Annotated in this window: 23 protein-coding genes and 5 pseudogenes; 19 read left to right on the top strand and 9 right to left on the bottom strand. The window is 44.4% G+C overall.

Features of this window, described 5'->3' with window-relative positions; translation table 11 throughout:
• Positions 1–89 precede the first annotated feature (89 nt).
• On the bottom strand, positions 90–857 hold the full coding sequence (locus NI000_RS35060) for a hypothetical protein (RefSeq protein ID WP_253415916.1): 768 nt from the start codon (positions 855–857) through the stop codon (positions 90–92).
• A gap of 755 nt (positions 858–1,612) precedes the next feature.
• On the opposite strand from NI000_RS35060, the pseudogene NI000_RS35055 reads away from it, so the two are divergent.
• The 11 genes and pseudogenes from NI000_RS35055 to NI000_RS35005 all read left to right on the top strand — a co-directional run bounded on the left by NI000_RS35055 (position 1,613) and on the right by NI000_RS35005 (position 13,010).
• Positions 1,613–2,366: pseudogene (locus NI000_RS35055) on the top strand (IS5 family transposase).
• Between the two features lie 784 nt (positions 2,367–3,150).
• Positions 3,151–4,119 carry a ribokinase gene (gene rbsK / locus NI000_RS35050; protein WP_253415915.1) on the top strand — a complete coding sequence of 323 codons (969 nt, stop codon included), beginning with the start codon at positions 3,151–3,153 and terminating at the stop codon, positions 4,117–4,119.
• Entirely contained in the window at positions 4,112–5,170 is a 1,059-nt protein-coding gene (locus NI000_RS35045) for a BMP family lipoprotein (RefSeq protein ID WP_253415914.1), read from the top strand. The genes rbsK and NI000_RS35045 overlap by 8 nt, the downstream gene beginning before the upstream one ends.
• A 58-nt stretch (positions 5,171–5,228) precedes the next feature.
• On the top strand, positions 5,229–6,776 hold the full coding sequence (locus tag NI000_RS35040; RefSeq protein WP_253415913.1) for an ABC transporter ATP-binding protein: 1,548 nt from the start codon (positions 5,229–5,231) through the stop codon (positions 6,774–6,776).
• The gene (locus NI000_RS35035; RefSeq protein ID WP_253415912.1) at positions 6,773–7,834 is read left to right on the top strand and encodes an ABC transporter permease; all 1,062 of its coding nucleotides are present in this window, start codon (positions 6,773–6,775) and stop codon (positions 7,832–7,834) included. The genes NI000_RS35040 and NI000_RS35035 overlap by 4 nt, the downstream gene beginning before the upstream one ends.
• A 16-nt stretch (positions 7,835–7,850) precedes the next feature.
• A complete protein-coding gene (locus NI000_RS35030; protein WP_253415911.1) occupies positions 7,851–8,753 on the top strand; it encodes an ABC transporter permease in 903 nt (300 codons plus the stop codon).
• A 43-nt stretch (positions 8,754–8,796) separates the two neighbouring features.
• Entirely contained in the window at positions 8,797–9,747 is a 951-nt protein-coding gene (locus NI000_RS35025; protein WP_253415910.1) for a nucleoside hydrolase, read from the top strand.
• A gap of 50 nt (positions 9,748–9,797) precedes the next feature.
• The gene (locus NI000_RS35020) at positions 9,798–11,015 is read left to right on the top strand and encodes an MFS transporter (RefSeq protein ID WP_253415909.1); all 1,218 of its coding nucleotides are present in this window, start codon (positions 9,798–9,800) and stop codon (positions 11,013–11,015) included.
• Positions 11,016–11,138: 123 nt separating this feature from the next.
• On the top strand, positions 11,139–11,828 hold the full coding sequence (locus NI000_RS35015) for a FadR/GntR family transcriptional regulator (RefSeq protein ID WP_253415908.1): 690 nt from the start codon (positions 11,139–11,141) through the stop codon (positions 11,826–11,828).
• A gap of 172 nt (positions 11,829–12,000) precedes the next feature.
• Positions 12,001–12,795 carry an ABC transporter ATP-binding protein gene (locus NI000_RS35010; protein ID WP_253415907.1) on the top strand — a complete coding sequence of 265 codons (795 nt, stop codon included), beginning with the start codon at positions 12,001–12,003 and terminating at the stop codon, positions 12,793–12,795.
• Between the two features lie 68 nt (positions 12,796–12,863).
• Positions 12,864–13,010 carry a hypothetical protein gene (locus NI000_RS35005; RefSeq protein WP_253415906.1) on the top strand — a complete coding sequence of 49 codons (147 nt, stop codon included), beginning with the start codon at positions 12,864–12,866 and terminating at the stop codon, positions 13,008–13,010.
• 145 nt (positions 13,011–13,155) lie between these two features.
• Here NI000_RS35005 and NI000_RS35000 read toward each other — a convergent pair whose 3' ends face one another.
• From NI000_RS35000 to NI000_RS37275, 6 genes and pseudogenes are all read right to left on the bottom strand, one after another.
• Complete coding sequence (locus tag NI000_RS35000) at positions 13,156–13,461, bottom strand: IS3 family transposase (protein WP_253415905.1); 306 nt, start codon at positions 13,459–13,461, stop codon at positions 13,156–13,158.
• Positions 13,356–13,622 carry a hypothetical protein gene (locus NI000_RS34995; RefSeq protein WP_253415918.1) on the bottom strand — a complete coding sequence of 89 codons (267 nt, stop codon included), beginning with the start codon at positions 13,620–13,622 and terminating at the stop codon, positions 13,356–13,358. Before NI000_RS34995 ends, NI000_RS35000 begins: the two co-directional genes overlap by 106 nt.
• Before the next feature lie 378 nt (positions 13,623–14,000).
• Positions 14,001–14,189: pseudogene (locus tag NI000_RS37355) on the bottom strand (Ger(x)C family spore germination protein); the annotation flags it as partial.
• A gap of 36 nt (positions 14,190–14,225) precedes the next feature.
• Entirely contained in the window at positions 14,226–14,402 is a 177-nt protein-coding gene (locus NI000_RS34990; protein WP_253415904.1) for a hypothetical protein, read from the bottom strand.
• A 39-nt stretch (positions 14,403–14,441) separates the two neighbouring features.
• Positions 14,442–15,176: a spore germination protein gene (locus tag NI000_RS34985; RefSeq protein WP_253415903.1), complete on the bottom strand. Its 735-nt coding sequence runs from the start codon at positions 15,174–15,176 to the stop codon at positions 14,442–14,444.
• Positions 15,176–15,564, bottom strand: a pseudogene (locus NI000_RS37275) (spore germination protein). The gene NI000_RS34985 and the pseudogene NI000_RS37275 overlap by 1 nt, the downstream one beginning before the upstream one ends.
• A gap of 515 nt (positions 15,565–16,079) precedes the next feature.
• Between NI000_RS37275 and NI000_RS34980 the strand changes: the two are divergent.
• Positions 16,080–16,672: pseudogene (locus tag NI000_RS34980) on the top strand (amino acid ABC transporter ATP-binding protein).
• A 119-nt stretch (positions 16,673–16,791) separates the two neighbouring features.
• Entirely contained in the window at positions 16,792–17,478 is a 687-nt protein-coding gene (locus NI000_RS34975; RefSeq protein WP_253415902.1) for a FadR/GntR family transcriptional regulator, read from the top strand.
• 274 nt (positions 17,479–17,752) lie between these two features.
• Here NI000_RS34975 and NI000_RS34970 read toward each other — a convergent pair.
• Positions 17,753–18,952: pseudogene (locus NI000_RS34970) on the bottom strand (IS256 family transposase).
• A gap of 418 nt (positions 18,953–19,370) precedes the next feature.
• Between NI000_RS34970 and NI000_RS34965 the strand changes: the two are divergent.
• From NI000_RS34965 to NI000_RS34945, 5 genes are all read left to right on the top strand, one after another.
• Positions 19,371–20,039: an MOSC domain-containing protein gene (locus NI000_RS34965; RefSeq protein WP_253415901.1), complete on the top strand. Its 669-nt coding sequence runs from the start codon at positions 19,371–19,373 to the stop codon at positions 20,037–20,039.
• A 493-nt stretch (positions 20,040–20,532) separates the two neighbouring features.
• Positions 20,533–21,627 carry a Fe(3+) ABC transporter substrate-binding protein gene (locus NI000_RS34960; protein WP_253415900.1) on the top strand — a complete coding sequence of 365 codons (1,095 nt, stop codon included), beginning with the start codon at positions 20,533–20,535 and terminating at the stop codon, positions 21,625–21,627.
• Positions 21,628–21,629: 2 nt separating this feature from the next.
• On the top strand, positions 21,630–23,282 hold the full coding sequence (locus NI000_RS34955; protein ID WP_253415899.1) for an ABC transporter permease: 1,653 nt from the start codon (positions 21,630–21,632) through the stop codon (positions 23,280–23,282).
• Positions 23,279–23,920 (top strand): ABC transporter ATP-binding protein, encoded by a 642-nt coding sequence (locus tag NI000_RS34950; RefSeq protein WP_253415898.1) that lies wholly within the window; start codon positions 23,279–23,281, stop codon positions 23,918–23,920. Before NI000_RS34955 ends, NI000_RS34950 begins: the two co-directional genes overlap by 4 nt.
• A 16-nt stretch (positions 23,921–23,936) precedes the next feature.
• A complete protein-coding gene (locus tag NI000_RS34945; protein ID WP_253415897.1) occupies positions 23,937–24,344 on the top strand; it encodes a TVP38/TMEM64 family protein in 408 nt (135 codons plus the stop codon).
• Between the two features lie 90 nt (positions 24,345–24,434).
• On the opposite strand, the gene NI000_RS34940 is transcribed toward NI000_RS34945, so the two are convergent.
• Complete coding sequence (locus NI000_RS34940) at positions 24,435–24,602, bottom strand: hypothetical protein (RefSeq protein ID WP_253415896.1); 168 nt, start codon at positions 24,600–24,602, stop codon at positions 24,435–24,437.
• Positions 24,603–25,111: 509 nt separating this feature from the next.
• Between NI000_RS34940 and NI000_RS34935 the strand changes: the two genes are divergently transcribed.
• On the top strand, positions 25,112–25,555 hold the full coding sequence (locus NI000_RS34935) for a hypothetical protein (protein ID WP_253415895.1): 444 nt from the start codon (positions 25,112–25,114) through the stop codon (positions 25,553–25,555).
• The last annotated feature ends 117 nt before the right edge of the window (positions 25,556–25,672 follow it).

The raw sequence follows: 25,672 nt of genomic DNA, 5'->3' as shown, positions 1-25,672 counted from the left end.
GTATTGGTCAGAACAAAAAGTTTTTTTCTATACTGGGAAAAACCTGCGAATAAAATCTCGATGCTATTTGTAGCAGACGAAATTTTATTTCACGGGTTATTATGTTTTTTCTCATATCTCTTTAAAGCATTTTGATACGCAATATCACGTTCTTTTTCTTCCCAATCTAAGCGCTGAAGAATCCGTTGCCAATATACATTCCCCGATGTAGCATATGATTTTGCTGTTTCTCTCCACAAAAAGGTCTCAGCCTCCTCCAATACAACATAAAATCTACTTTGTATTTTTAGATGAGGCATTCCATCTTCTTTGACCAAGCTGTAGATTGTTGAAGGGCTTGTACGAAAGTAATCTGCTGCTTCTTTTATGATTAGGATCGTTCTCCCATAATAACTTTCTTTACTTTTCTTTGTTTGTTTAAGGATATCATCAGATAAAGCTGCTAACTCTTCTTTTATGATATTACGGATAATTTCATCGATCATGGGTGGATTCTCCTTTTTAGCTGAAAAGTTTTTGATATCCTCTTGGACTTTCTTTACATCCCACTTTTTATCAGGATCACTCCAACCTTCTTCTTTAAATTTCGCAATCGTTTCTGTGATCTCGGATTGGTCAAAAATGATTCTGGACTTAACCAATAGATGAGGCATCGCTCTAGCATATGTTAGCTGTCTTAAGGTATAAGTGCCTATTCCTGTTATTTCCGATACTTCTTTTATAGTCAAATATGTTTTTCGAGATGTTGTGCTTTCTTTTTTGTTCTTCTCTTTGATGAGTGTTATCCAGCGGGACAATTCTTCTTTAAAAATACTTTTAATTAATAACTCAAATGAAACAGCTTTATTGCTTTCCATATGACCACAATCCTTATTGAGTTTTATTCCATTATAACGGTATATTTCAAGTATTTACATGTTGATTGTATAAAAATGGTTATCCATATTTACCAAATAGCTTTGATGGTATAATTATTAGTAATGGGGTGAGGGGGACTTGGAATTATCGCCACGCGGATAATACTACATTCATGCTGCTATTTACGTTAATCAGCAGTGCCTTATACTTAAAGGCCAGTCCATATGTGAGAAATTCAAGTCTTCTTTCCTAGGATTTTTGTATGCTGCAAAATTTGGCATTGGTGTATAGTACGAAGGAGAACATTTCATTTTTGTTTAACGTTTTGTCAATATGGAAGAACCGAAGTGACATTCAACAGAAATTCGAAGTGATCTTTCGGGAACTCCCTTTATTCAGTAACGAAATTGAATTGATGGACAAGTGCTTATCCGACACGACCCAGTTGGATGAAAGGGTACTGCTTTATACAGTTTTGGCGAAGAAGATCGCAAAGCAGGAGAGGATCTATCAGACACCTTGCGCGTGGTTCGCAATTTACTCAACCGTGTTCAGTAAGACAACGGCGGCATTTTAAAAGCAACCTTCGCGTAGATAATCTAGGTCCGATCTTTAAAGCTGTATTCACGGTTCGAGCGGTTTCCTCCGAAAATATAGCGCGGCACCAAATTGCTCCAACCTAGTTGGACTTAATAAGATTCTAGAGCCTGTCTTCAAACTATAAAACAATCAAAAATAGTGGTAGAATCAGGATATGAGAAGACGATACGAAATATACGATGAACAATGGGAAATCATTAAGGACGTGCTGCCTGCTGAGCGAAAAAAGCAAGGCGGCCGACCAGCAAAAGACAACCGGACGATGCTGAACGCGATGCTTTGGATCGCTAGAACCGGCGCGCCTTGGCGCGATCTGCCGGAGTCTGGAAAAGCGTGTACACTCGGTTTCGCCGCTGGCAAACGTCGGGCGTGTGGGACAAGATTCTTGAACATGTTTCAATTGAACCTGACTTCGAAAATGTGATGATCGATGCGACCGTAGTTCGCGTTCATCAGCATGGAGCCGGGGCAAAAGGGGGCAGCAATTCCAGGCGATTGGACGTTCACGAGGCGGACTAACGACCAAGATTCACGCCATTGTTGATGCACTGGGTAACCCTCTGCGTTTTGAACTCACGGGCGGACAAAGCCATGATTGTGTTACAGGCTATGAGATGCTGTAATCGATGGAACTTACAGGAACAAATGTTTTGGCAGATCGGGCGTATGACACCAACGCAATCTTGAATCTTCTTCAAGATCAATATGCTAAACCAGTAATCCCCAGTAAAAAATCTCGCCGCATTAAGCGTCATTGTGACTGGTGGCTTTATAAAGAACGCCACGGAGTGGAATGCTTCTTTAATAAAATAAAACATTATCGCCGAATTGCCACACGGTTTGAAAAATTAGCCTGTACTTTTAAGGCTTTTTTGACTTTGGTTTCGATTATGGTTTGGATGACTTAGGTTTGAAGACAGGCCCTAGTACAACATCAATTCTTTAATTGTGGATAAAGGCGTTTTAGTTTGATCCTGCCAAGCTAGCTGGGCCACCATCAAATCCAAAAATACCCGGATTTCCGCAGTATACAATCGGTTATTGAAGCGATGTGGCCCTCAAAAAACCAACATGGCAATAGCTCATCTCATGATTCGAATCATCTATGTGATTCTCCGGGATAAGTGCCCTATAAAGAGCTTGGGGAACGTTATCTAGGATCGAAAGAAAAAACTGTTGATTTCTGGGTTCGAAAGATCCATGAAATGGGATATCAGGTTGAACTCATAGAAGCCCCAGCTTAGTCCATAATTTGGTACACATTGTTTTAAGGAACTCTTTTTTTGTTTTTTTACTATGTCACTTTAAAGCGCTGATTTCATTTTCGTATAAGAACTTTATTTTCAATGAACATCTGATAAAACCTTCCAACCTAATGAATGCAAAGCCCATTTATCGAAAGGACATCACGGAGAAAAATTATCAACTTTCTAATCTCATATATTATGACAACTCGCTTATAGTACACATCTGTTATAATGTGGAAATGTATTGGACACTATAAAGTCATTTACACTTTAAACATCAGATGATATGATTAAAAAAAGAGGATGCAGTCATTATTAGACACACAACATACGACGTGATCGATATTTAAACATCATATGATATGATCAAAATAGTGATATCGCATACCTCTTCTATCTGCAAAGTTTTAATTTGTTCTAATTAAGGGAGGTCATAAAGAAAATCATGAGTTCGGCTATTGAGGTAGTGGTTGTTGGCAGCTTAAACATGGATTTATCTGTAACGGTTAAGCAGAAACCCGACCGCGGGGAAACGGTATTGGGAGGTGAGTTCCTTAATAGTCCCGGCGGGAAAGGTGCTAATCAAGCTTATGCGGCCCAGAGAATTGGAGCCCAGGTGGCAATGGTTGGGAAGATCGGTGCAGATTTATTTGGAGAGCATATGGTCAATAACTTAGCGGAAACGGGTGTGGATACGCAATTTATTGATCGTGTTCAAGGAACTGCAAGTGGAGTTGCGCTTATTTCATTGGACCAAGACGGTGATAACAGCATCATTGTCGCTCCAGGAGCAAACCAAATGCTATCTGCTATCGACATACGTGAACATGAAGATCTTATCCGGTCAGCAAAATTATTGATGGTTCAAATGGAAATTCCATACGGTGCTGTTTTGGAAGCGGTTAAAATCGCCCGCAATGCGAACGTTCCCGTATTGTTGGATCCAGCTCCGGCTAATAGCGTTACAGAAGAGTTGTTACAAATGGTTGATTATATTACGCCAAACGAGGGAGAACTCAGTCAGCTTACCGGGCATCAGGTGGAGGGTTTGGATTCAATTAAACTCTCTGCACGGCAACTTCTTTCATATGGGATACGTACGGTGTTTGCTAAGCTTGGCGCAGATGGGGTTTACGTTATTCGATCCGATGAGGAAAGGGTTATCCCCGGTTACAAGGTTGTTACTCAAGATACAACGGCTGCGGGCGATGCGTTTGCCGGAGCTTTAGCTGCCTCTTTGGTTGCAGGGATAGATGACTGGGAAGCAGCAAAAATTGCTAATGCGGTTGGAGCATTGACGGTTACACGTAGGGGAGCGCAAGCTTCAATTCCGAATTTGGAAGCGCTTCAGATATTTATGGAGGAATATCAGTCTAAGTATTCAAAACGATTTGGAGGTATGGCGGATGCGTAGAACATTAGTAATGAAACTATCGATTGTTGTCCTTCTTATTGTGATTATGACAGCTTGCGGGAAAACTGAAACACCAGCAGATACTAAGCAATCAGATCAAAAAACAGCCGAAGCGCTGCAGGTTGCATTCTATGTAAATGGAACACTCGGAGACAAAGGCTTTCACGATTCGGCTCAACTTGGTATCGATCAGGCGGCTGCCGTCTTAGGAATTCAAACCAAAACGGTTCAAGGAGGAAGTAATCCGGCTGATTGGGGACCGGGTCTAGAATCATTGGTTTCCAGCGGAAAATATGACGTAATCGTGATTGGCTCAAGTCAAATGTCGGATATCGCAAAGGACCTTGCAGGAAGATACCCTGAACAGAAGTTTATTGTCTTCGATGAAGGCATTGAAGGCGTGCCAAATATATATTCGATGACCTACTCTCAGAGAGAGGGTTCTTTCTTGGCCGGAGCATTCGCGGCATTAGTGACAACTAACACAGAACTTAAAGGGACAAATCCTGATAAAGTAATTGGTTTTATCGGTGGTATGGATATTCCGATTATTAATGATTTTAAATCAGGCTATGAGCAAGGCGCACATTATATTGATCCGGATGTGACCATAATTTCATCTTACATTGGCGATTTTAAAAACTCTCCAAAAGGAAAAGAGCTCGCTCTTGCTCAGTACAATAACCAGCAGGTAGATATTATTTATGGTGTAGCTGGAGGGGCTGGACTAGGAGTACTGGAAGCTGGACAAAGTGTGGGGAAATATTCGATTGGGGTGGATTTGAACCAAAATGGACTGTATCCGGGTAGTGTGTTGACAAGCATGCTCAAAAACGTCGATAAATCTATCGTTTTAGCGCTTGATCAATTTACCAAAGGAGGATTAAAGTTCGGCAGTACGCAGATTCTCGGTCTAAAAGAAAACGGGGTCGGACTGGCGATGGATCAATACTATGAGCAGTATGTACCAAAACCGATTCAAGATAAAATGAAGGACATTCAAGGGATGATCTCAAGTGGAAAAATAACAGTAGCCTCTGATCTAAAATAGATTGAAGGTATGGGGGCGCACCCCCCCATACAATTTTATTTTCAAGGAGTAATCAACGATGACGATTTTACTTGAAATGAAAGATATTTATAAGACGTTTCCCAACGGAACCAAGGCTAATCAAGGCGTGAATATAAGCGTGCATGAAGGGGAAATTCATGCTCTGGTTGGTGAAAACGGGGCAGGTAAATCCACGTTAATGAAGATTTTATTCGGACTTGAAACGCCTACGCAAGGGACGATTTTTTTTCGCGGCGCTCCAGTTGTTTTTCAGAGTCCCAAGGATGCGATCAAACTGGGTATGGGTATGGTGCACCAGCATTTTATGCTGGCCCCTTCTCTCACCGTATCGGAAAACATTGTTCTAGGCGATGAGCCTAGAACAGGTCCTTTCAATCTGTTTCGGAACCGCGATAAGGAACGTGCTGATGTGACCAATCTGATGCAGTCCTATGGGCTGAATCTTGATCCGGATGAACTTGTTGAAACGATTTCGGTAGGGCAAAAGCAGCGCGTGGAGATTTTAAAAGTGCTGTACCGGGGAGCACGCCTTATTATTCTGGATGAACCGACGGCAGTACTTACACCTCAAGAAACGGACGAATTATTCGTATCAATTAAAGCATTGGTGAAGCAAGGCTATACAGTGATCTTTATCACCCATAAGCTTCGCGAGATTATGGAAATATCCAATCGCGTAACGGTACTAAAAGCGGGCAAGACAGTTTCAACTCTGCTGACGAAGGATACCAATCAGGACGAAATTTCCCGTTTAATGGTCGGCAGAGACGTTATTCTTCGAGTAGACAAGCGTAAAGCTGAACCTAAGGATGTAGTATTGTCCGTTCACGAATTAAGAGTAAAAAACGATAAGGGGACAATAGCGGTTCAGGATTTGTCACTATCCGTTCGTTCAGGTGAAATATTCGGAATTGCCGGCGTCGAAGGCAATGGACAAACCGAGTTGGTTGAGGCCATTACAGGACTTCGAAAGGCTATGGACGGAAGGATTAAGTATTTCGATCAAGACCTGCTTAGTAAAAGCGTTGCTCAGATTCGTTCGAGCAAGATAGGCCATGTGCCGGAAGACCGGCAAACGACCGGCGCTTGCTTAACATCAACGATTGCAGAGAATTTGGTGCTAGATGTCTACCGTCATCCGGAATTCAAATGGGGACCGTTCCTTCGGCAAAAAAAGATTGATGAATTTGCAAAAGTCATGATGCAGGTGTTCGACGTAAGGGCTAAGCATGGGGGTATTATGGCAGGCTCGTTATCTGGCGGGAATATGCAGAAGGTCGTTATTGCAAGGGAGCTTTCCAAGAATCCGAAATTGCTTATTGTATCACAACCTACTCGAGGCGTTGACATCGGCGCGATCGAATTTATTCATAAAGAAATTGTAAAGAAACGAGACGAGGGCGCGGCCGTGCTGCTGATTTCTGCGGAATTATCCGAGGTTATGAGCTTGAGCGACAGGATTGGAGTCATTTATAACGGAAAAATCGTAGCGGTCCTTGAGAATGGGCCGTCACTCACAGAGGAAGAAATCGGTTATTATATGCTCGGGGTTAAACAGCAAGAGGAGCGGAGGATTGCTGAATGAAGTCAGGAAAAGTCATTTATACTGAAATCGCGGGTATTATCGTCGCAGCTCTTATAGCGATTATAATCGGGTTTATCATTATTTTAATAGTAAGTAATGAGCCCGCGGCGGCCATTGAATCATTCTTGTTGGGGCCGCTGTCAAATGGTTTTAACTTTGGGACTATTATAAACAAGGCTATACCTCTTATTTTTACCGGCCTAGCCCTTTCGGTCGTATTTCAAGCGAAGGTATTCAGCATGGGGGCTGAGGGACAGTTATATATCGGAGCATTTGTTGGTACTCTTGTTGCATTATACGTGCCAGGCATTCCCCCAGTGCTCCATATTCCTCTCATTTTATTATCGGCTATTCTTGCAGGGGCTGCGTTTGCATTCATTCCAGGATTGCTGAAGGCTTATTTGAACGCAGACGAAATTGTTACCACGCTAATGCTGAATTTTGTGGCGATTCTCACGACATCTTATTTTGTCAACAACGTCTTTAAGGATCCGGGCAGTGGAGGCTTTGCAAAGATGCTCAACATTAATACGGAGCTGAGGATGGTGAGATTATTTCACAGCCTACCGATCCATGGTGGAATCGTGGTAGCACTGCTGGCGGTTGTTGTCATTTATCTGTTAATTTACAAAACCGGTTTTGGGTATGAGCTACGCATAGTTGGAAAAAATAAAGATTTTGCGCACTACGGGGGCGTATCTACAAAACGAGTCGTCGTGATTTCCGTTATGTTAAGCGGTGCCTTGGCAGGTCTTGGCGGTATTATTGAAGTATTGGGTGTCCACGGTACGTTTCGTGATAACTTTTCGGCTGGTTTAGGGTTTGACGGCATTATTATTGCCTTGCTGGCCCGCAATCATCCAGTAGGCGTTCTATTTGCCAGCTTGTTTTATGCCTACCTGCAAGTTGGTGCGCAAACAATGCAAGCTGGAAGCGATGTGCCGCGTGAGCTTGCCATCATTGTTCAAGTTCTTTTAGTCATCCTTATTTCTTCGAAATCAATTTTTGCATGGATCAAGGAATATAAGAAGAAAGGGGAGCTAAAACATGCTCTCTAGTATCGGAACTCAGATCATGGATCTCAGCCTGTTCATTATGGTTGTGCGATTTATGACGCCGATCCTGCTTGCTGCACTGGGGGGACTCATCACCGATATCGCAGGGGTCGTCAATATTGGTTTGGAGGGCATGATGCTGACTTCGGCTTTTGCGGCTGTCACCGTTGGTTCGTCAACTGGCAGTTGGCTGATCGGCACGTTGGCTGGAATAATGGCTTCTTTAATCATTGCATTAGCTATAGGTTTGTTCTCGATCAAGATGAACGTGGATATACTTATCGTTGGTTTTGCAGTGAATATTCTTGGATCCGGCTTGACAATCTTCTTGTTGAACAGCCTCTTTGGTGTTACAGGAAACTATACGCCAAGCACGCCGGTGTCAATTCCCGAAGTAACATTTCCTTTTCTTCAAGATGTACCGATAATAGGGAGACTATTAAGCGGTCATAGCTTGATGATCTGGATTGCGCTTGCAGCTGTCGCGCTTTGTATGGTATTGATCTACCGTACTCCCTATGGCGTACATCTGCGCTGCGTTGGTGAAGCGCCAACAGCAGCTAAGAGCCTTGGGATCTCGGTGAAAAGGATTCAATATTCGTCACTGCTGTGGAGCGGATTGTTTACCGGGCTTGCGGGCTCCTATATGTCCATCGGCTTGACCAGCATGTTTGTGACCGATATGACAGGTGGTACAGGATTCATTGCCTTGGCGGTCGTGCTCTTTGGAAACCGCAAACCATTAGGAGTCTTGCTGGGGTCCGTTATTTTCGGATTGGCAACAGCCGTTACGACTATCGTTCAGACTTCGCAGGGCGTACAATTTCCGAGTCAATTTATTCAGATGGTTCCGTATTTGGCCACACTTGTTGTGTTAATTGTTTTTGCTGTACGGAAGAAGCGCATGGTTTCACTTGCATAGACAAAAAAACAGTAGTTCTAGAGAGACAAGAGGAGAGATCAAATTGAAGCAAACGGTTAAAATGATTATGGATGTCGATACGGGCATTGATGATGCTTTAGCTATTTTATTCGCATTGAAATCGGGCGACGTTGAGCTGCTAGGGGTGACAACAGCTGCAGGGAATGTGACTGCGGAACAGGCGACGTTGAATACCAGGCAGGTGCTGGAGCTTGCTGGTGCACACATTGAAGTATTCCAGGGCGCAGCCAAGCCGATTTCGCGTGATTGGGTAGGAACGGCAAGCGATATACATGGCGTGAACGGTATTGGTGAATATGTATTGCCAGCACCAAAGGTGAAGGATTCTGCCGAAAGCGCTTTGGAATATATCATCCGTAAAGTAAATGAGTTTCCAAATCAAATCGTGCTTGTCTTCGTGGGAAGATTAACTAACTTAGCTCTTGCATTACAGGCAGATCCAACGATGGTCTCAAAGATCAAGAAGCTTGTAATAATGGGCGGAGCTGTTCGCGTACCGGGAAACGTAACGCCTGAAGCAGAGGCCAATATTTACGGAGATCCAGAGGCTGCGGATCTAGTGTTTCGTTCCGGAATACCACTAGCAGTAGTGGGATTGGATGTTACCATGAAGGCATTATTCAAAGAAGCTCATCTAGAGCGATTACTCGAGCAGGCAGAGGCAGGACAGGAAGAGTTGCTCTCTTTTACAAAGCATATCATTCAATATCGCTTTGAAGCCTATATGCGAAAAAAAGGAATTAAAGGCACCGCCCTTCATGATCCTTTAGCAGTTGCTGTGGCTATAAACCCTTCATTAGTTGTGATGGAGAAGACTCATGTCCGAATTAAAACTGAAGAGACTCATTTACTAGGTGCTACTATTGAAGAGCCTCAATTATCAAAGGTGAACCCTAATGCAGAAGTAGCGATTGATGTGAATACAGATGCATTTATTCATATGTTTATCGAAACGCTGGCAAGAAAATTGTAAATTAAACAACCATATTCATCAGATGATATGATTTTAATGGAGGATCTAAAGTGAAATCTACACCCAGATTGTCGAATAAACAAATGTATTTGTATACTATTACCATTTTTCTTGCTGCAATAAATATGCGACCTGCCATTACCTCGGTCGCTCCTCTTTTGGAGACGATTCGTGGTGAACTTGGCATGAATAGTTCTGCTGTTAGTTTTCTAACCGCAATTCCAGTACTTTGTATGGGGATTTTTGCTCCCTTCGCGGCAAAGCTTGGTAGGCGTTGGGGTATTGAGCGAGTCATTCCTGTTTGTCTATTACTGGTGGGTATTGCAACCGTTGCACGCATATTTACAAATTCTTCTTTTCTGTTATTAATGACAGCAGGACTCATCGGAGTAGGGGTTGCCATTGCCGGGCCTTTAATTTCTGGATTTATAAAGCTTCATTTTCATCATATGGTAGCGACAATGATTGGCATTTACTCCATCGGCATGGGGCTTGGGGCGTCCCTTGGTGCCGGTTTGACCATCCCGTTCCAGCATCTGCTTAAAGATTCGTGGCCATCGGCACTTGCTATTTGGTCCATACTTGCAGTAGTGGCTTTACTATTTTGGGTATTGGTTTTAAGTCAGAGTCAGAAGGGTAATGCGAAACAGAATGCTGTAAGTGAGGGGAATATTCCCTTGAAGAATAAGCGGGCATGGATGTTGCTGATTTTCTTTGCATTGCAGGCAGGCGTTTATTATTCAATCGCGACTTGGCTTGCACCGAAAGCACAGGAACTGGGTTTACAAGATACAACAGCTGGGGCTGTGGTTACAACTTTTACGCTTCTTCAAATGTGCTTTAGTCTCGTCATTCCTGCCATGGCAAACAGAACCACGAATCGTAAGCCTTGGCTGATTGGTTGTTCTGTAATCTTGCTTATCGGTTTGTGTATCATTATATTTTCACAGATCGAAGCCATGATATGGTTCTCCGCTGCCATTATGGGGATTGGCTCTGCCGGATTATTCTCATTTGCGCTTATCCTGCCGCTCGATGAAACGAAAAATCCGCAAGAAGCAACAGCCTGGACGGCAATGGTGCAATCCGGAGGATACCTGCTTGGCGGCTTATTGCCTATTTTCTCTGGATGGCTACGTGATATCTTTGGTCATTACCATTACTCCTTTTTTGGGATCATTTTACTGAGCGTAGTAATGTTACTCGTTACGATCATGATGGGGGCGAAGCATCCCAACGTTGAAAGTGAACCGCGGTTAGATCGATAGACCCAACACCAGCCCTTGATTTCTGGTATCAGAATCAAGGGCATTTTTGGCGGCTCAGAATCGAACAGATGGTTTTGAGATATCATTTAGACTGTGATATGATTTTTTTTAGGAGATGATTCGATGATTGAGGATCGTAAGTTCAGCACGGTGGCACGACGAAAATTAGTCGATGAGGTGTTGGAGCAGTTAAAAGTTAAAATTAATTCCGGGCAGTATGAACCCGGAGACCGATTGCCAACAGAACCAGAATTAATGGCGCAGTTCGGGGTTGGCCGCTCTACAGTAAGGGAAGCGGTAAAAATTCTGGTATATGCAGGTATTCTGGAAGTTAAACAAGGTGACGGTACTTACGTCAAATCACAAAATCTAATCAGTAATCCGTTAGAGAAAACGATACAAGAAACGGGTATGATGCAAATTTACGAAGTAAGGAAAATGCTAGACCTCGAAATATGTACACTTGCTGCAATGCGAAGAACGGATGACAATTTACGAACGATGCGAGCGCTTCTGGACAAGCGAAATGAGGCACTCCAGTCGGGGAACTATTCAGATTTTGTAGAATCGGATATTGCATTTCATATTTCGATTGCACAAGCAACCCATAATGATCTATTGATTAATATGTATCTTACATTTTGTAATGCTCTTCGCGGGGTTTTAAGCCAATTAATTTTGGATGTCGATCATTATGACGACAGTACCTCCATTCATGAGAAATTATATGAGGCCATTGTTAATCAGAATGTCGAAGAAGCTAGAATGTTTACACTTGTGAATCTGAAAGGTACTGTAAAGCAAAACCGGTAGCAAGAACTGACTCAGCACATATCGAGATGTTTTCGGAGCCAAGAAAAGGGAATGAATTGAGAAGCCACGAATTGTGAAAGCTTCTTCTTCATTTACACACAATTCATCAGATGATATGATATATTTGGGAGGGTGAATTGATATTTATCAAGGTGAAAGGAGTGTAGGGGAGTTGATTAAAGTTGAGCATGTCAGTTGGGTCCGTGAACAATCAACCATATTGAAAGATGTAAGCTGGAGAGTTGAAGAAGGAGAGCATTGGTGCATCGTGGGATTAAATGGCTCTGGGAAGACTACATTACTTAATATGATCAATGGGTATATTTGGCCGACGACGGGCGGTATGGAAGTGCTTGGAAAGAAATTCGGAGAGTTTGACTTAAGGGAGCTACGCAAATCCATTGGATGGGTCAGTTCGTCGCTTCAGCAGCGTTTATACGGAAGTGAAACTGCATTAAATACTGTGCTAAGTGGAAAATTCGCCACAATCGGACTGTATGACGAGATAGAGCAAGCGGATTTAGAAAAAGCACATGAATTGTTAAAGTTTTTAGGATGCGAAAAGCTAACGAATCGCAGATATGATACTTTTTCACAGGGGGAGCGTCAACGTGTCCTCATTGCCAGAGCTTTAATGGCGTCGCCTGAATTGCTTATTTTAGATGAGCCGTGCACCGGGTTGGATGTATTCGCCAGAGAACTATTACTTAGTATGATTGAGAAAATAGCCGAGCAGCCTCATGCACCTACGCTTCTGTTTGTGACGCATCACATCGAGGAGATCATGCCTGTCTTTCGCAAGACCTTACTAATCAAGGACGGGGAAGTATTCAGGGCGGGTGACACGCAGCATTTGCTGGAAAGCGAATTGTTATCACAATTTTTCGATGCTCCGCTGGAGGTTGAACGCCGACATGATCGTACATGGCTCAAACCACTTAGCGGTTATCAATTGCCAGGGTCCTGACCGGAAGTATCGATACCAATCCTGCGGAAAGGCGTACCATGCTGGAGCATAAGATCGGACGGATTAGTATGAAAGACAACATTTTACTCCATCCTCAGCTGCCGTTTGAGTTATTTAATGAGCTGGGGATGGAGGATAATATTCGTTTTTTAGCTATGATAAACGATGAAAATAAAGAAGCCCTCCTACGAGTTTTGGTCAAACCCATTTTGTAGACATTGAAAAAGACCCTAGACGCCAAGAATCCGCAACACGATACTGCGTGACATCGGTCACCCATTTTTGATTCGGTGCATCCGCTTTAAAATAACGCTGTAGGATATTCGCTGCAACTCGGCCTCCTGTGGAGAAAGCATAGTTTCAGCGATGCTTGCGGCGAATACGGGAACGCAATCCCATTTCTTTCATCAGTCGAAGCACTTTCTTATGGTTCATCCACACTCCGTGATCCTGCAGCAGAAATAACTGGATCTGTCGGTATCCATACTTGCCGTCATACTTCTTATACACGGTCTGGATCAATTCTTTGATCGACTTGTCCTTATCCACATCTTGTCGCTTCAAATAGGCGTAGTATCCGATTCTGGAGACCCCGAACAGCTTGCAGAGCTCACGGATGCTATATTGTTCCGGTGCTTCCTTGATGGTGGCAAACTTCCTAGCCATACCTCCCGCATCCAGATTTCTAAACACTTTTTTAGCATCTCATTCTCCCGTTTCAACTGTTGGACATATCGATTCTGATCGATGTATCGCTCCCGTCTCCCGCGCTGGTCCAACAGTCCAAATTCACCCTTATCCCGATATTTCCTCATCCATTTCTTAATTCGATCTTTATCTTGGATCCCTAAATGTTCATTGATTTGCCGATACGTCCACCTCTACATGTAGACGAATGGCCTCCACCTTCAGTTCCTCTGAATATGTATTGAACTTTTGTCCTTTAATTTCCATAAAAAATGCACCCCTTAGAATTCTTCGGAATACCCAGGGGGTTTTTCCAATGTCTATTCTAAGGGGTGCACTTCACTTGAGACGTTGACAGAATTGGGCTTTTCGAACTTTTTGGGGAAATGAAGATACCGCTGACGAGCGTCTTGGAAATCAAGTACCAGCTGCTAGCCACAATATCACTATTTCAGCCGCAGGTGGAAGCTGGCGGCTCGAATGTACCGAGCGCCGCTAAGAAGGGGAGGCTGTATGAGCTATCTTGAGAATAAATCGCTTCTTAGGCTTACTTGTCGTTCAATGAAATTTATAGCCGGTAAAATTCCCTTACGTGCATAGCGTTCGGTCAAAATATGTACTTGGTAATGATGAGGAAATAACTTTATCGGTAAGATTTCAGTTGACTTCCGCTGCAATTCGGGGATACTTTTAGTTTCAACCCGGTAGGTATAGACAGGGGCCTTATAGGTCGCTCCTTTTTGTTATAAAGCTGCAGGATTAATGATTTGCCAATACACAATTTCATTACCGGTTTCCGGATCTATATCTTCACCTATCATGTTGCCGATCGCTAACTGGCTAACTTCGACCGCATCCCAGCACCGCTCATTAAGCAAAGGCATAGGATCATGAGACTCAAACTTTACGCGCGAACGCACAAACAAAATCACCTTTTCGTTTTTTTGATATGGTTCATTTTAGGATAAGTGGTCATAACGCGGGACTCTTATTGGGACATCTTTCCAATCAAAAAGAAAAGTAGGGGCAAACGGGGCCAGGTAAGGAACCCCGAACGACTTAAGGGAAGCCAAGTGAACAATAGTAAGTAAGATTCCACAGTAAATACCATACAATCCAAGGAACCCTGCTAATATCATAAAAGTGAATTGAAGAATCCTTTGAGTGATACTGAAATTATAGAATGGAGCCACAAAGTGGGAAATGGCAGTAAACGCAACAACAATAACTATGACTGGAGAAACAAGTCCCGCTTCAACAGCGGCTTGCCCCAATACAAGGGCTCCTACAATGGAGATAGCTTGACCTGCAACATGTGGCATTCTGAGTCCTGCTTCACGTAGCACCTCGAACGTTACCATCATAATTATTGCTTCAACAAAGGCTGGGAAAGGAACTCCTTCACGTTGAGATGCTATATTTATCAATAGTGGATTCGGAAGCATCTCATGATGAAATGTTACGATGGCCACATACAATGATGGGATAATAACCGCCATAAAAAAAGAAAATACTCTTAGTAATCTTAAGATTGTCGCTATTCCGAACCATTGGTAGTAATCTTCGGATGCTGTGAAAAATTGAAAAAAAGTAATGGGTCCAATCAAAACATTTGGGCTTCCGTCGACTATCACCGCAAACCTGCCTTCAAGCAAGTGGGAAACCACAACGTCTGGCCGTTCGGTGCCAATCATCATTGGAAAAGGTGAGATTTTATTGTCCTAGATTGATTCCTCGATATAGGGGAACTGTCAATAATGCTATCTCCCATAAAAGCACGTATTCTTGAACGAACTACATCTCTAATTGGTTCGGAAAGAAGATCATGCATATATACAAGAGCTACTTTTGTCTGCGTGGCCGTGCCAAGTAAATACTGATCGATTACAAGTTCCTTACTTCGAATTCTTTTGCGTAGTAAAGACAAGGAAGTAAATAGATCTTCATTAAGCCTTCCCGCGGCCCGCGAATTGTTGTTTCCGTTTGAGGCTCAGTGATCTGACGATGTGTCATTTTGGAAACATCAGCTAATAAGACATGGTCTTGTTGTAGAAATACAACCATGCGTTCACCATTTAACAAATTTTGAATAAATCCTCTAAATCTGTTGCAATTTTTACTTTGGTCAACGGAAGGGAATTGCTTTTCGTAAGGATAAAATTCTCAAAATTAACCGAAGTTTCTTCAAAAACCCATTTGGAAACAATTCGTAATAGATTTTCTTCGATTTTTTATTGTCTACTAGCGTTTCCAAAAATAAGCAACTAATTTCTGTTTTTGGAGATAAGTTATAGGTGCGAATTACCAGGTCAGGAGGAGTTTGAAGGTGAAAAGCAATAGTATTCACAAGGGAAGAACAATTTGTGTTTTTATTGGAGTTACCTTCATTCAAGAAATATCCATCCTTAGCATAGAATTATGTATGCCTAGTTCAGATCAGTCTCTATTATTTCCATTGAAAGAAAATTAATTCATAATATGAAAAACTCTAGACATTTGGAAAACTGGCTCGGATCCTAATCGGTATCGTCTATAGGTGAAATGTTTTCTCTCCAAAAATTTCCTCCATGGCTTAAGTATCCATAATGATTGGTGTAATGTATTTTAATGCTCAATACAATATTGATGGTTGCAGTAGCACGCTTGGAGAAAGGATTGAAATATCATGATTGAAATGAAGGGTATCAACAAAAACTTTATGGTGAAAATTAAGTTCTGTTTGATGTAAACTTAAAAGTAGAACAAGGCTAAAAAGTGGCCATCATCGGACCCAGCGGATCAGGGAAAAGCACGGTATTAAAATGTATAAATGGTTTGGAGCAAATAGACAGCGGGGATATACATTTCAGGACAAGATTGATTTATACCTCATCAATTGTCAGGAGGTCAGCAGCAAAGAGTGGCTATAGCACGTTCATTGGCGATGGCCCCTAAAATCATATTGTTCAATGAACCGACTTCGGCATTGGATCCAGAGCTTGTCGGCGAGGTGTTGGTTGTCATGAAACAAGTAGTAACTGACGTAATGTCCATGATTGTCGTTATGCATGAAATGGGGTTCGCCAGGGAAGTGGCTGATCGAGTTGTGTTTATGGACCAAGGGAAAATAATAGATGCAAATACTCCATATGACATCTTGCTCTATCCTAAAGAAGAGCGGATCAAATCGTTCTTAAACAGTATTTTATAAATTGGGAATATCGGTAATGGGGCTGACCGAGGATAAAGCTCATATTGGGGACGTTTTTTCGTTTGGAGAGGCTTTTCGTAAAGTCCGTGTTTTAATTTTGCGGCTAAGGAGATGATTAGATGACAGAGGATCGGCAGTTCACCACTGTACCGCGGCGTAAACTGGTTGATGAAGTATTGGAGCAGCTTCAGAAGAAAATATCCTCAGCGCAATATAAGCCCGGCGATATGCTACCGACGGAACCTGAGTTAATGAAACAATTCGGTGTCGGTCGTTCAACCGTCAGGGAAGCGGTGAAAACTTTGGTCCACGCAGGTCTATTGGAAGTCAAACAAGGCTATGGAACCTATGTACGGTCACAGAGTCCGAGAACTAATCATTTCGGGATAACAATCAATGAAAATAATAGGCATCATATTTACGAAGTAAGAAAAATGCTGGAGCTACAGATCTGTGCTTTGGCTGCGGAGCGAAGAACGGAAGCGAATTTGAGAAAAATACGAGCTCACTTGGACAAGAGAAATCGTGTCCTTGAGACCGGAAATTATGCTGACTACGTAGACGAGGATATTTCGTTTCATATATCGATCGCGGAAGCTACACAAAATGAATTGATGGTCGATTTGTATCGCAGTTTTTGTGATGCACTTCGTGAACTTTTGAGTACACTGATTTTGGATGTCCAACACTATGAAGACAATACCATCATCCACGAAAAATTGTATGAAGCCATAGCAAATCAAGATGTGGCAACGGCCCAAATGTTGACACTTGAAAATTTAACGGGGAATTTGAAGCTTCGGTAACCTACTGAGCAATTATTTAACTGAAGGTTACATGGGTCGGGGGTATAATTTCGTACACTTTTCATGCTTATTAAACTTAGAGATAATGTTATATCGATGTAGATGATCCTTTATTGTGGTCATTTGCTTTACATATAAAAAGTCTAACATCTAACTAAAAAGGGGGGAGCGTCAAGAAGTTTGTGTAAGGTGGTAGGGATATCCATCGGGGGATGGATATCAAAATTACTTCAATGTTCTGACGACTTTACCGTTGGGGGAGTCCTCCCCCAACTCACCTTTGTTTGGTAATTTGAACCATGTGCTCCTGATCCGGTTGAGTATATGGATATTTTTTGTTGTACATCTCACGCATACAGCTTTTGTAGCAGGATCTGCAAAACCTCGAATGGCACGGTTGCTCCACTTTTCGTTGTAGGCGGTAACCTCCAAGTAGCCGATCTTCTCCGCAGCCTCGAGATTGGTCAAACTGTTCATGGGGCGCAGACGTTTACGGAGCTCTTTATTGGTTCGTTCAATTGGATTCGAGGTGTAGATCGCCTCTTTAATCAGAGACGGATATGGTAGAAGGTAAAGCAGCGTGGGAAGCTCATTCTCCCAGGAGCGAATTTCTTTGGGATACTTCTTCTCCCACTTATCCTTCACCGTATCGAATGCCGCCATGGCTAAGTCGTAATCAAGCGCATTGTAGATTGTTTTTAGGTCATCGAGAAAAGCCGTCTTGTCTTCCACGCGAATCTTAGGAAACGTACTGCGGACTTTGTGAACCATGCAATGCTGGACATCCGCTTGAGGATAAACCTCTCGGAAGGGTGTCCTCCAGCCCTGGCAGCCCGTCAAATACGCCGATCAGCACTTCTTCGACACCGCGGCGACGCAGGTCCTTCAGGACATCACGCCAGCCGTTAGAGCTTTCCTGACCGCCGATGTAGAAGCCGAGGATTTGACGGTAACCTTCCTCGTCGATCCCCATGGCGAGATAGACGGCTTTACTGCTGACGGTGCTCCGCTTGAGCTTGATGAACATGCCGTCCAGATAGATGACCGAATAACGCTTTTCAAGCGGACGTTGTTGCCATTGCTCTACGTCCTCAAGCACGGTTCCGGTAATGTTGCTTATGGTCGTGGGTGAATATTGAGAACCGAACATGCTTTCAATGAAACGGGCGACATCTCGGGTACTCATGCCACCTTTATACATGTGAATAACGGCCTCCTCTAGCCAACCGTCTCGGCGCTGGTAGGGCTGAAACAGTTGCGTTTGAAACTCGTCATTACGGTCTCGTGGAACTACCGTAACGCGTATCTAACGTACGCTCGTAGTATCCGTTGCGACTGTTACGTTGATCCGCTTGCTCTACGTGGATGAAATTCTTGATTTCTTCCAGCATAATGAGCTCTAACTTGTCTTTAACCAGTTTCGTAACAAGATTTTCAAGTGATCGGAAAGCATCGATTCGTGTATAGTTGCCATGAGTAGGGTTCCTTTCTTGGTGACTGTAGCAATCCCGAGAATACCCTACTTTTTTGTTGCCTAAGAAGGCTCCAAAATTTGTTACACAAACTAATTTACTTCATCAAAAAGGGGGAAGAAACCATTAAAAGCTTAAGAAAGAAGCAGCATTTATGCCTCTTAAAACATCAGATGATATTAAGATAGGATCAAAGTGAAGAGTTGGGAATAATAGTAAAAACGATGCGAACAATTATTTGATGGACTTGCAACTAGGACCTCTAGATGTGGTGTAAAGGATTATGACAAGCAGCTTGGTTACAACAAGAAAATTGCGTAGAAATGGATCAGCACATAGGACAGCAGGTAGTCATTATTAGCTCAAGCTGATAGAGAAAAAGGTACAACACTGCCTTACTTGAGAGGAGTATTTCAACTGATGAGTAACCAGCAATACTTCGTTAATTATTTGTGTATGGGCAAGATTCAAACATACACTTATGGCAAAAAAGTCTACCAATCGGCCATAGAAAAACAACCTGTTGAAGGTTCTGTTTTTCTTAGCAAGGTCGGACTGAGAGGTGATGAGCAAGCTTACGAATATCATGGAGGAGAAAATAAAGCTCTATGCTTATATCCGTATGATTACTATGACTACTGGCGCGATAGCTTTTCCAATATGGTAGAGTTTGCGTTATTTGGTGAAAATCTGACGGTAAGCGGTTTGACGGAGGATAAATCCCATATTGGAGACATTTTTTCATTCGGGGAGGCCATTATACAAGTTTCTGAGCCTCGGAATCCGTGTTACAAATTAGCAGCCAAATACGAAGTTCCTAATCTGATCGTAAGGGTTCGCAATACAGGTTATACAGGTTTTTTATTTAGAGTATTAAAGGAAGGGATGGTGTCGGCAAACGATCCGATTACCTTGATAGAGGAGCATCCGCAAAAAGTTACGGTCGCAATGGTCAATGATCTAAAATTTCATGATCGTTTTAATCCAGAAAAAATGGAACGAGTGATGGCCGTTAATGAGCTGTCCGAAAGTATGAAGAAGGCATTGAAAGAACAGTTCGACAGCGGCAAAAAAAATGGGTGGGGTTAATTGCATGCGTTTCTTAAGTGGGGGATTATGATCGAGTTTCCTTCAGGTGAAGGTTAGATGAAAGATGATCAGCCACCACCCGTGATACCCAAAAAGCCACCCGTATCATAGATATCTGCCCTTGACGATCATGGAGTCGGGGGCTAACACCAAATATAAGGGACTATCCCAAGAGTCAGTTCGTGATTTTTTGGTGTCCTACTTTGAGTTCAATTTTGCCAAAATAAAGGACCTCATTCCACACTATGCAGTGGAGATTGAGGTCCTTTCGTTCTTATTTTGGGGCAGTTCCATGTTATGCGAACATTTTTAGGATAGTCCTTTTTTGTTTATGAAATTAGCCGCGGGTTTAAAAGTGTTTTAAATACATACTTTTCCCCTTGGATTACCATATAATATCCATTGACGGATGATTAGCCAAATGCTAAAATACAGATCAAATCAGTATGATAATGATTCTCATTACCAATTAGACAAAAAAGGGGACATGATGATGAAACAGCGCAAAGTTTTAACTTCCGTTATGGCAGCCGTTCTGAGCTTGGGACTTATGGCGGGCTGTGGCACGACACCGCAAAGCGCGGAGCAGGGCAAGCCGCAGGATGCGAAGACGGGAGCTCCGGAAACGAAGAATGAACAGGCCGTTAACATTTATACGGCGAGGCACTATGAAGTAGACGATGTTTTGTACGCCAAATTTACGGAGAAGACGGGCATTAAAGTAAACGTTGTCAAGGGCAAAGCTGAGGAATTGATCGAACGGCTGAAGCGTGAAGGACAAAGTACTTCGGCGGACCTGTTCATCACGGTGGACGGCGGCGTGCTCAACAATGCCAAGGTAGAGGGGGTTCTGCAGCCCGCTCAGTCCGAGGCGATCGACAAGAACGTGCCGAAGCAGCTTCGGGATAAAGATAACCAGTGGATTGGTTTATCCACCCGCGCACGCGTGCTAGTATATGCCAAAGACCGTGTCAAGCCGGATCAGCTATCGACCTATGAAGACATAGCCACGAATAAATGGAAAGGCAAGGTTCTGGTCCGTTCCTCCACCAGCTTGTACAACCAATCGCTCCTCGCTTCCTTGATCGAGCTGAATGGCGAGGCTAAAGCGGAAGAGTGGGCCAAGGGCATCGTCGCCAACCTCGGACGCGCACCGGAAGGCGGCGATCGAGACCAAGCGAAAGCGATCGTAGCTGGCGCAGGTGATGTGGCCATCATGAATACTTACTATTTTGGGCAATTGCTGAACTCCAAGGACCAGGAGGAAGTGAAAGTCGCACAGAAGCTCGGAGTGTTCTTCCCGAATCAACAAACGACCGGAACGCATATCAATATCAGCGGCGCCGGGCTAGCCAAGCACAGCAAGAATAAAGACAACGCCGTGAAGCTTATCGAGTATTTGACGGGCGAGGAAGCGCAGGCGCTTATGTCCAAGGAGAATTTCGAGTTTCCGGTCAATCCCAAAGCCGAGAAACCCGAATTGCTGAAATCTTGGGGCGAGTTCAAAACACAGCAGCTGGACTTCGCAAAGCTCGGAGAGCATAACAAAAAAGCGATCGAGATTTCAAATAAAGTAGGCTGGAAATAAGAATGCGTTTGACTACAGCGCTCAGGGGCATCCGACAGTATGCGAACGGCTGGCTTTACGCCAGCCTGCTCGGGGCGGCTGCAATTTTGCTGCCGGTGCTTACGATCTTAATTTCCTTGTTTCATTCGCCAAATGAAAACTGGGTGCACATCAAGCAGTTTATGTTGCGGGACTATGTGTTCCAGTCCGTTTGGCTTGTGCTGTGTTCAAGCTTCTTTACGCTGTTTATCGGGGTATTGCTTGCCTGGCTTATCGCCGTTTACGATTTTCCGCTCAAGCGGTTTTACCGCTGGGCGCTCGTTCTGCCGCTGGCGGTCCCGCCCTATATTGCCGCCTACACTTACAGTACGATGACAAGCTACACCGGATTTATTCAGACAACGCTGCGCGGTGCGTTCGGATGGACGCCGGATCCGAAGTGGTTCGGAGTTATGTCCATGCGAGGCGCGGTGTTTGTCTTCGCGCTCTTTCTGTTCCCGTACGTTTATATGATTGCGCGATCGTTTTTGGAAAGACAGAGCAGTTCGTATATCGAGAATGCGAGGCTGCTGGGCCGAAGCCCGGCCGCCATCTTCTTTCGCATCGTGCTCCCGATTGCCCGCCCGGCGATCGTTGGCGGCGGCATACTGGTCGTCTTTGAAGTACTTAGCGATTACGGGGTGGCAAGCTACTTCGGCATCCAAACGATATCAGTGGCGATTTTTCAAACCTGGTTCGGCATGTACGATGTCGATTCCGCAATCCGGCTGGCGGCCTGGCTTATGGCCGGAGTCATCGGGCTGTTCGTCTTCGAGCGGCTGCTTCGCGGGCGGCGGCGTTACGCCGCTACCACAAGCAAGTCCAGGCCGCTGTCTGTCATAAAGCTTCTCGGGATGCGCGCCGCAATCGCTTGCATGTTCTGCGGTTTTATCTTTTGCTGTTCCTTCCTGATCCCGTTTCTGCAGCTCGTCGTATGGGCGACTTGGAGCTACCGCGACGTCTTGACTCCTGCTTTTTATGAGCTGACGGGCAATACGGTTCAAATCGCTCTCTTGGCCACCGCCATTATTATGGTGATGTCCGTGATCACAGCAAACGTCTGCCGTCTGCAGGTCAATACGTTTACCTATGTGCTTCCCCGGCTGGTCACAGCCGGCTATTCCGTTCCCGGAGCCATCATCGCAATCGGCGTGCTTGCCTTGTTCATCGGATTAGATCACCTGCTGGCGCCACTGTATGCGCGCATGAGCCTCGGAGAAGCGCCGCTCGTCCTCAGCATGTCGGTCGTCATGCTGGTGGCCGCCTATGTCGTCCGTTTTATGGCCACCGGATATAATGCGGCGGAATCGGGATATGAGAAGATCGGGACGAAATATACGGATGCGTCCCGGCTGCTCGGGTTGGGAATGACCCGTACATTTCTTAGAGTGGAGCTGCCGCTGATCAAAGGAGCTTTGCTCAGCGGACTTATCCTTACCTTCGTGGAAATAGTGAAAGAGCTGCCTCTTGCGCTGCTCCTTCGTCCTTTTAATTATGAAACCTTGGCCACCAAGACATATCAATACGCCAGCGACGAACGGATCTACGAGGCGGCCGTGCCATCGCTTTTCATTATCGGCGTCAGTATGATCTCTGTCCTGATCTTTCATCATCTAGGGAAGAAGTTGGAATCATGAACATTGTCGAAATCCGCGAACTGTCATTTTCCTATTCGTCCAAGCAGAAACCGGTCATTGAGCGGCTTTCCTTTTCAATAGAAAAAGGGGAAATTGTAGGTATATTGGGACCTAGCGGAAGCGGGAAAAGCACGCTGCTGCGCCTTATTGCCGGTTTGGAGGCTCCTGTCGGAGGCTCTATCGTGATCTCGGGACGTACGGTCGTCGATGAGACGACGTTCGTCCCACCCGAAACCAGGGGCGTAGGTATGGTATTTCAAGACTACGCCTTGTTTCCTCATCTGAATGCGGCCGACAATATCGCGTTTGGCCTGCATCGGCTTGGCAAAACGGAACGTTCGGCGCGGCTGCGGGAGATGCTGGAGCTGGTGCAGCTCACGGAGCTTGTGAAGCGTTATCCGCATGAACTGAGCGGAGGACAGCAGCAGCGCGTCGCCTTGGCTCGGGCGCTGGCCCCGAGACCGTCATTTCTGCTAATGGACGAACCGTTCAGCAATCTCGATGCCAGCCTCAAAGCGACAATCCGCAGCGAGCTCCGGGATATTTTGCGCAGGGCGGAGATGACATGCCTGTTAGTTAGTCATGACATTCAGGACGTAGAGGCGATTTGCCACCGCACGGTAACGATGCAGGGGTGATCTCGGAGGCTGCCGCGTGGTCAGCCGACAAGTTGTGATCGGTTTCACAGGGAAGTATAGTGGTGAAACGACACGAATGAGCTGGAAGGAAACCATCTCCCGTTTAAGCTGGCAGGACATTAAGCATTGGCTGAAGCAGTATGAGGCGTTAGGACCGCTGTCCGGTATTATCGCTCCGATGATCGAAGCCTTCATTCCTGCTCTGCCTTTAGTGGCGATTCTGATTGCGAACGTGAATGTATATGGACTTGGCGAAGGCTTCCTGCTGTCATGGATCGGCGTCGTCGCCGGGGCACTCTGTGTATTTTTGATTTTCCGTAAATTCGGCGCGCGGTTTCGCGGCTGGATCGAGCGCAAGTACCCTACATCCCGGAAATTCATTTACTGGCTCGAAACGCATGGTTTTACCTCAACCGGCCATTGATATTATGAAGAACTTTTCCTACCGCCTTGTGCCCACGGTTATTCCTCCTTCGCCTTTTTTCGATTATAAATTACAAAATGCCGTATTGGATCAACGTTTCTTAAGTTCTTTCTGCAATGCTTTCGAAATATTCTTGCTGTCGATCCGCAGGTTATGAGGCAGCTTGAATTTCGGGTCCTCTCTTGACTTCGCGGAGTCGAGCACTTCGACGAATCGTCGTATGGTCGTCGTCTTGCCCGTGCCGCAATCGCCGGTCATGACGGCGAACCACTGCCGCTGTGCGGCGTATTCCAGACGACCTAGCGTTTCTTAGAGGATGACGAATTCATACAGTTCGCTCGTCAGCACATCTCAGGAAAACGGTGAACGACTAAGGCCGTTGTAAGCATCGGGTGTGCGGAATGATAGGAAATAAAAAAAATGCACGCTAATCTTCGAAAAAGTCGACGCTTCCCTTTGTTTTGAAGAATCGCTAGTTTGTTATAATGATATTAATGACGAGATGATGACAGTATTTTGGATGAAAGGAGAACGGTCAGTGAAGTTAAATTTTATTAATGATACGGGACGAGTAGTATGGATCCATCCAGCAACATTTCGGTATTGCTCTGCAGATAAAAGCCCTATTCGCCCATTAGTAGTGCCATTGTTTTTGTTGCCAGATGGGACATATCCCCTGGTGAAGCTATGGGATCATTGTAGTGAGCAGGGGTTGAAATCGTTCATTTTGGCGATGGTTGAGGGCGACGATGAATGATCGGCGAATTATGAGAAAACATTATGCTTTAGGTGTAATAGGTGAGTTGCAGCGCCTGGGTTATTCTGAAGAAGATGCGAAGATCGTTTTTCTGCGATATTACCGGGGAATGAAGCGTAGTTATGGTCTTAATATGAATGTGAATGATTTTGCCAAGGCGATTGATGAAATTAATCGTGCCGTAAATCGCAAAAACGATCCTCAGGATCAAGATCTAATTTACATTGGTCAGATTCGAGAGCGATTGAGAAAGCATTCAGAGAAGGGAGTGTCCGATAAAATTTTTCGGATTTCCAAAGAGATGGAGCAGAAAATTAAAGAGTGGGATACGTGCGTTGCAGAAGATGTATCCGGGGCCCAATTTGCCTATACCTTTATTCCGATGGGACTTGGTTTAGTCATTAAAGTAAAGTGTGATGTATGTAAGCGGGAACTCGATCTTTCCGAGTGGTAATTAGGAACAACTGCCTATTGAAACGGTTTACGCGCTTTCGCGCGAAACATGTTCAAGCGCTCCAAACTCGAGAAAACCACTCGCGTTGCTACGGTCTTCACATTTGTTGGACCCTCT

The sequence above is a fragment of the Paenibacillus tyrphae genome (genome assembly GCF_024158745.1).
Lineage (GTDB): Bacteria > Bacillota > Bacilli > Paenibacillales > NBRC-103111 > Paenibacillus_G > Paenibacillus_G tyrfis_A.
The sequence above is the reverse complement of the archived record's forward strand: the minus strand, read 5'-3'. Positions and strand labels throughout refer to the sequence as shown.

Bases quoted from the DNA above. Each gene is read 5' to 3' on its own strand.
- NI000_RS35035 (WP_253415912.1), top strand. From the start codon at position 6,773: ATGAAGTCAGGAAAAGTCATTTATACTGAAATCGCGGGTATTATCGTC.
- NI000_RS35045 (WP_253415914.1), top strand. From the start codon at position 4,112: ATGCGTAGAACATTAGTAATGAAACTATCGATTGTTGTCCTTCTTATT.
- NI000_RS34985 (WP_253415903.1), bottom strand. From the start codon at position 15,176: ATGATTGGCACCGAACGGCCAGACGTTGTGGTTTCCCACTTGCTTGAA.
- NI000_RS34960 (WP_253415900.1), top strand. From the start codon at position 20,533: ATGAAACAGCGCAAAGTTTTAACTTCCGTTATGGCAGCCGTTCTGAGC.
- NI000_RS34965 (WP_253415901.1), top strand. From the start codon at position 19,371: ATGAGTAACCAGCAATACTTCGTTAATTATTTGTGTATGGGCAAGATT.
- NI000_RS34950 (WP_253415898.1), top strand. From the start codon at position 23,279: ATGAACATTGTCGAAATCCGCGAACTGTCATTTTCCTATTCGTCCAAG.
- NI000_RS35060 (WP_253415916.1), bottom strand. From the start codon at position 857: ATGGAAAGCAATAAAGCTGTTTCATTTGAGTTATTAATTAAAAGTATT.
- rbsK (WP_253415915.1), top strand. From the start codon at position 3,151: ATGAGTTCGGCTATTGAGGTAGTGGTTGTTGGCAGCTTAAACATGGAT.
- NI000_RS35040 (WP_253415913.1), top strand. From the start codon at position 5,229: ATGACGATTTTACTTGAAATGAAAGATATTTATAAGACGTTTCCCAAC.
- NI000_RS34955 (WP_253415899.1), top strand. From the start codon at position 21,630: ATGCGTTTGACTACAGCGCTCAGGGGCATCCGACAGTATGCGAACGGC.
- NI000_RS35005 (WP_253415906.1), top strand. From the start codon at position 12,864: ATGAAAGACAACATTTTACTCCATCCTCAGCTGCCGTTTGAGTTATTT.
- NI000_RS35030 (WP_253415911.1), top strand. From the start codon at position 7,851: ATGGATCTCAGCCTGTTCATTATGGTTGTGCGATTTATGACGCCGATC.
- NI000_RS34975 (WP_253415902.1), top strand. From the start codon at position 16,792: ATGACAGAGGATCGGCAGTTCACCACTGTACCGCGGCGTAAACTGGTT.
- NI000_RS34940 (WP_253415896.1), bottom strand. From the start codon at position 24,602: ATGACCGGCGATTGCGGCACGGGCAAGACGACGACCATACGACGATTC.
- NI000_RS35000 (WP_253415905.1), bottom strand. From the start codon at position 13,461: ATGGCTAGGAAGTTTGCCACCATCAAGGAAGCACCGGAACAATATAGC.
- NI000_RS34935 (WP_253415895.1), top strand. From the start codon at position 25,112: ATGAGAAAACATTATGCTTTAGGTGTAATAGGTGAGTTGCAGCGCCTG.
- NI000_RS35015 (WP_253415908.1), top strand. From the start codon at position 11,139: ATGATTGAGGATCGTAAGTTCAGCACGGTGGCACGACGAAAATTAGTC.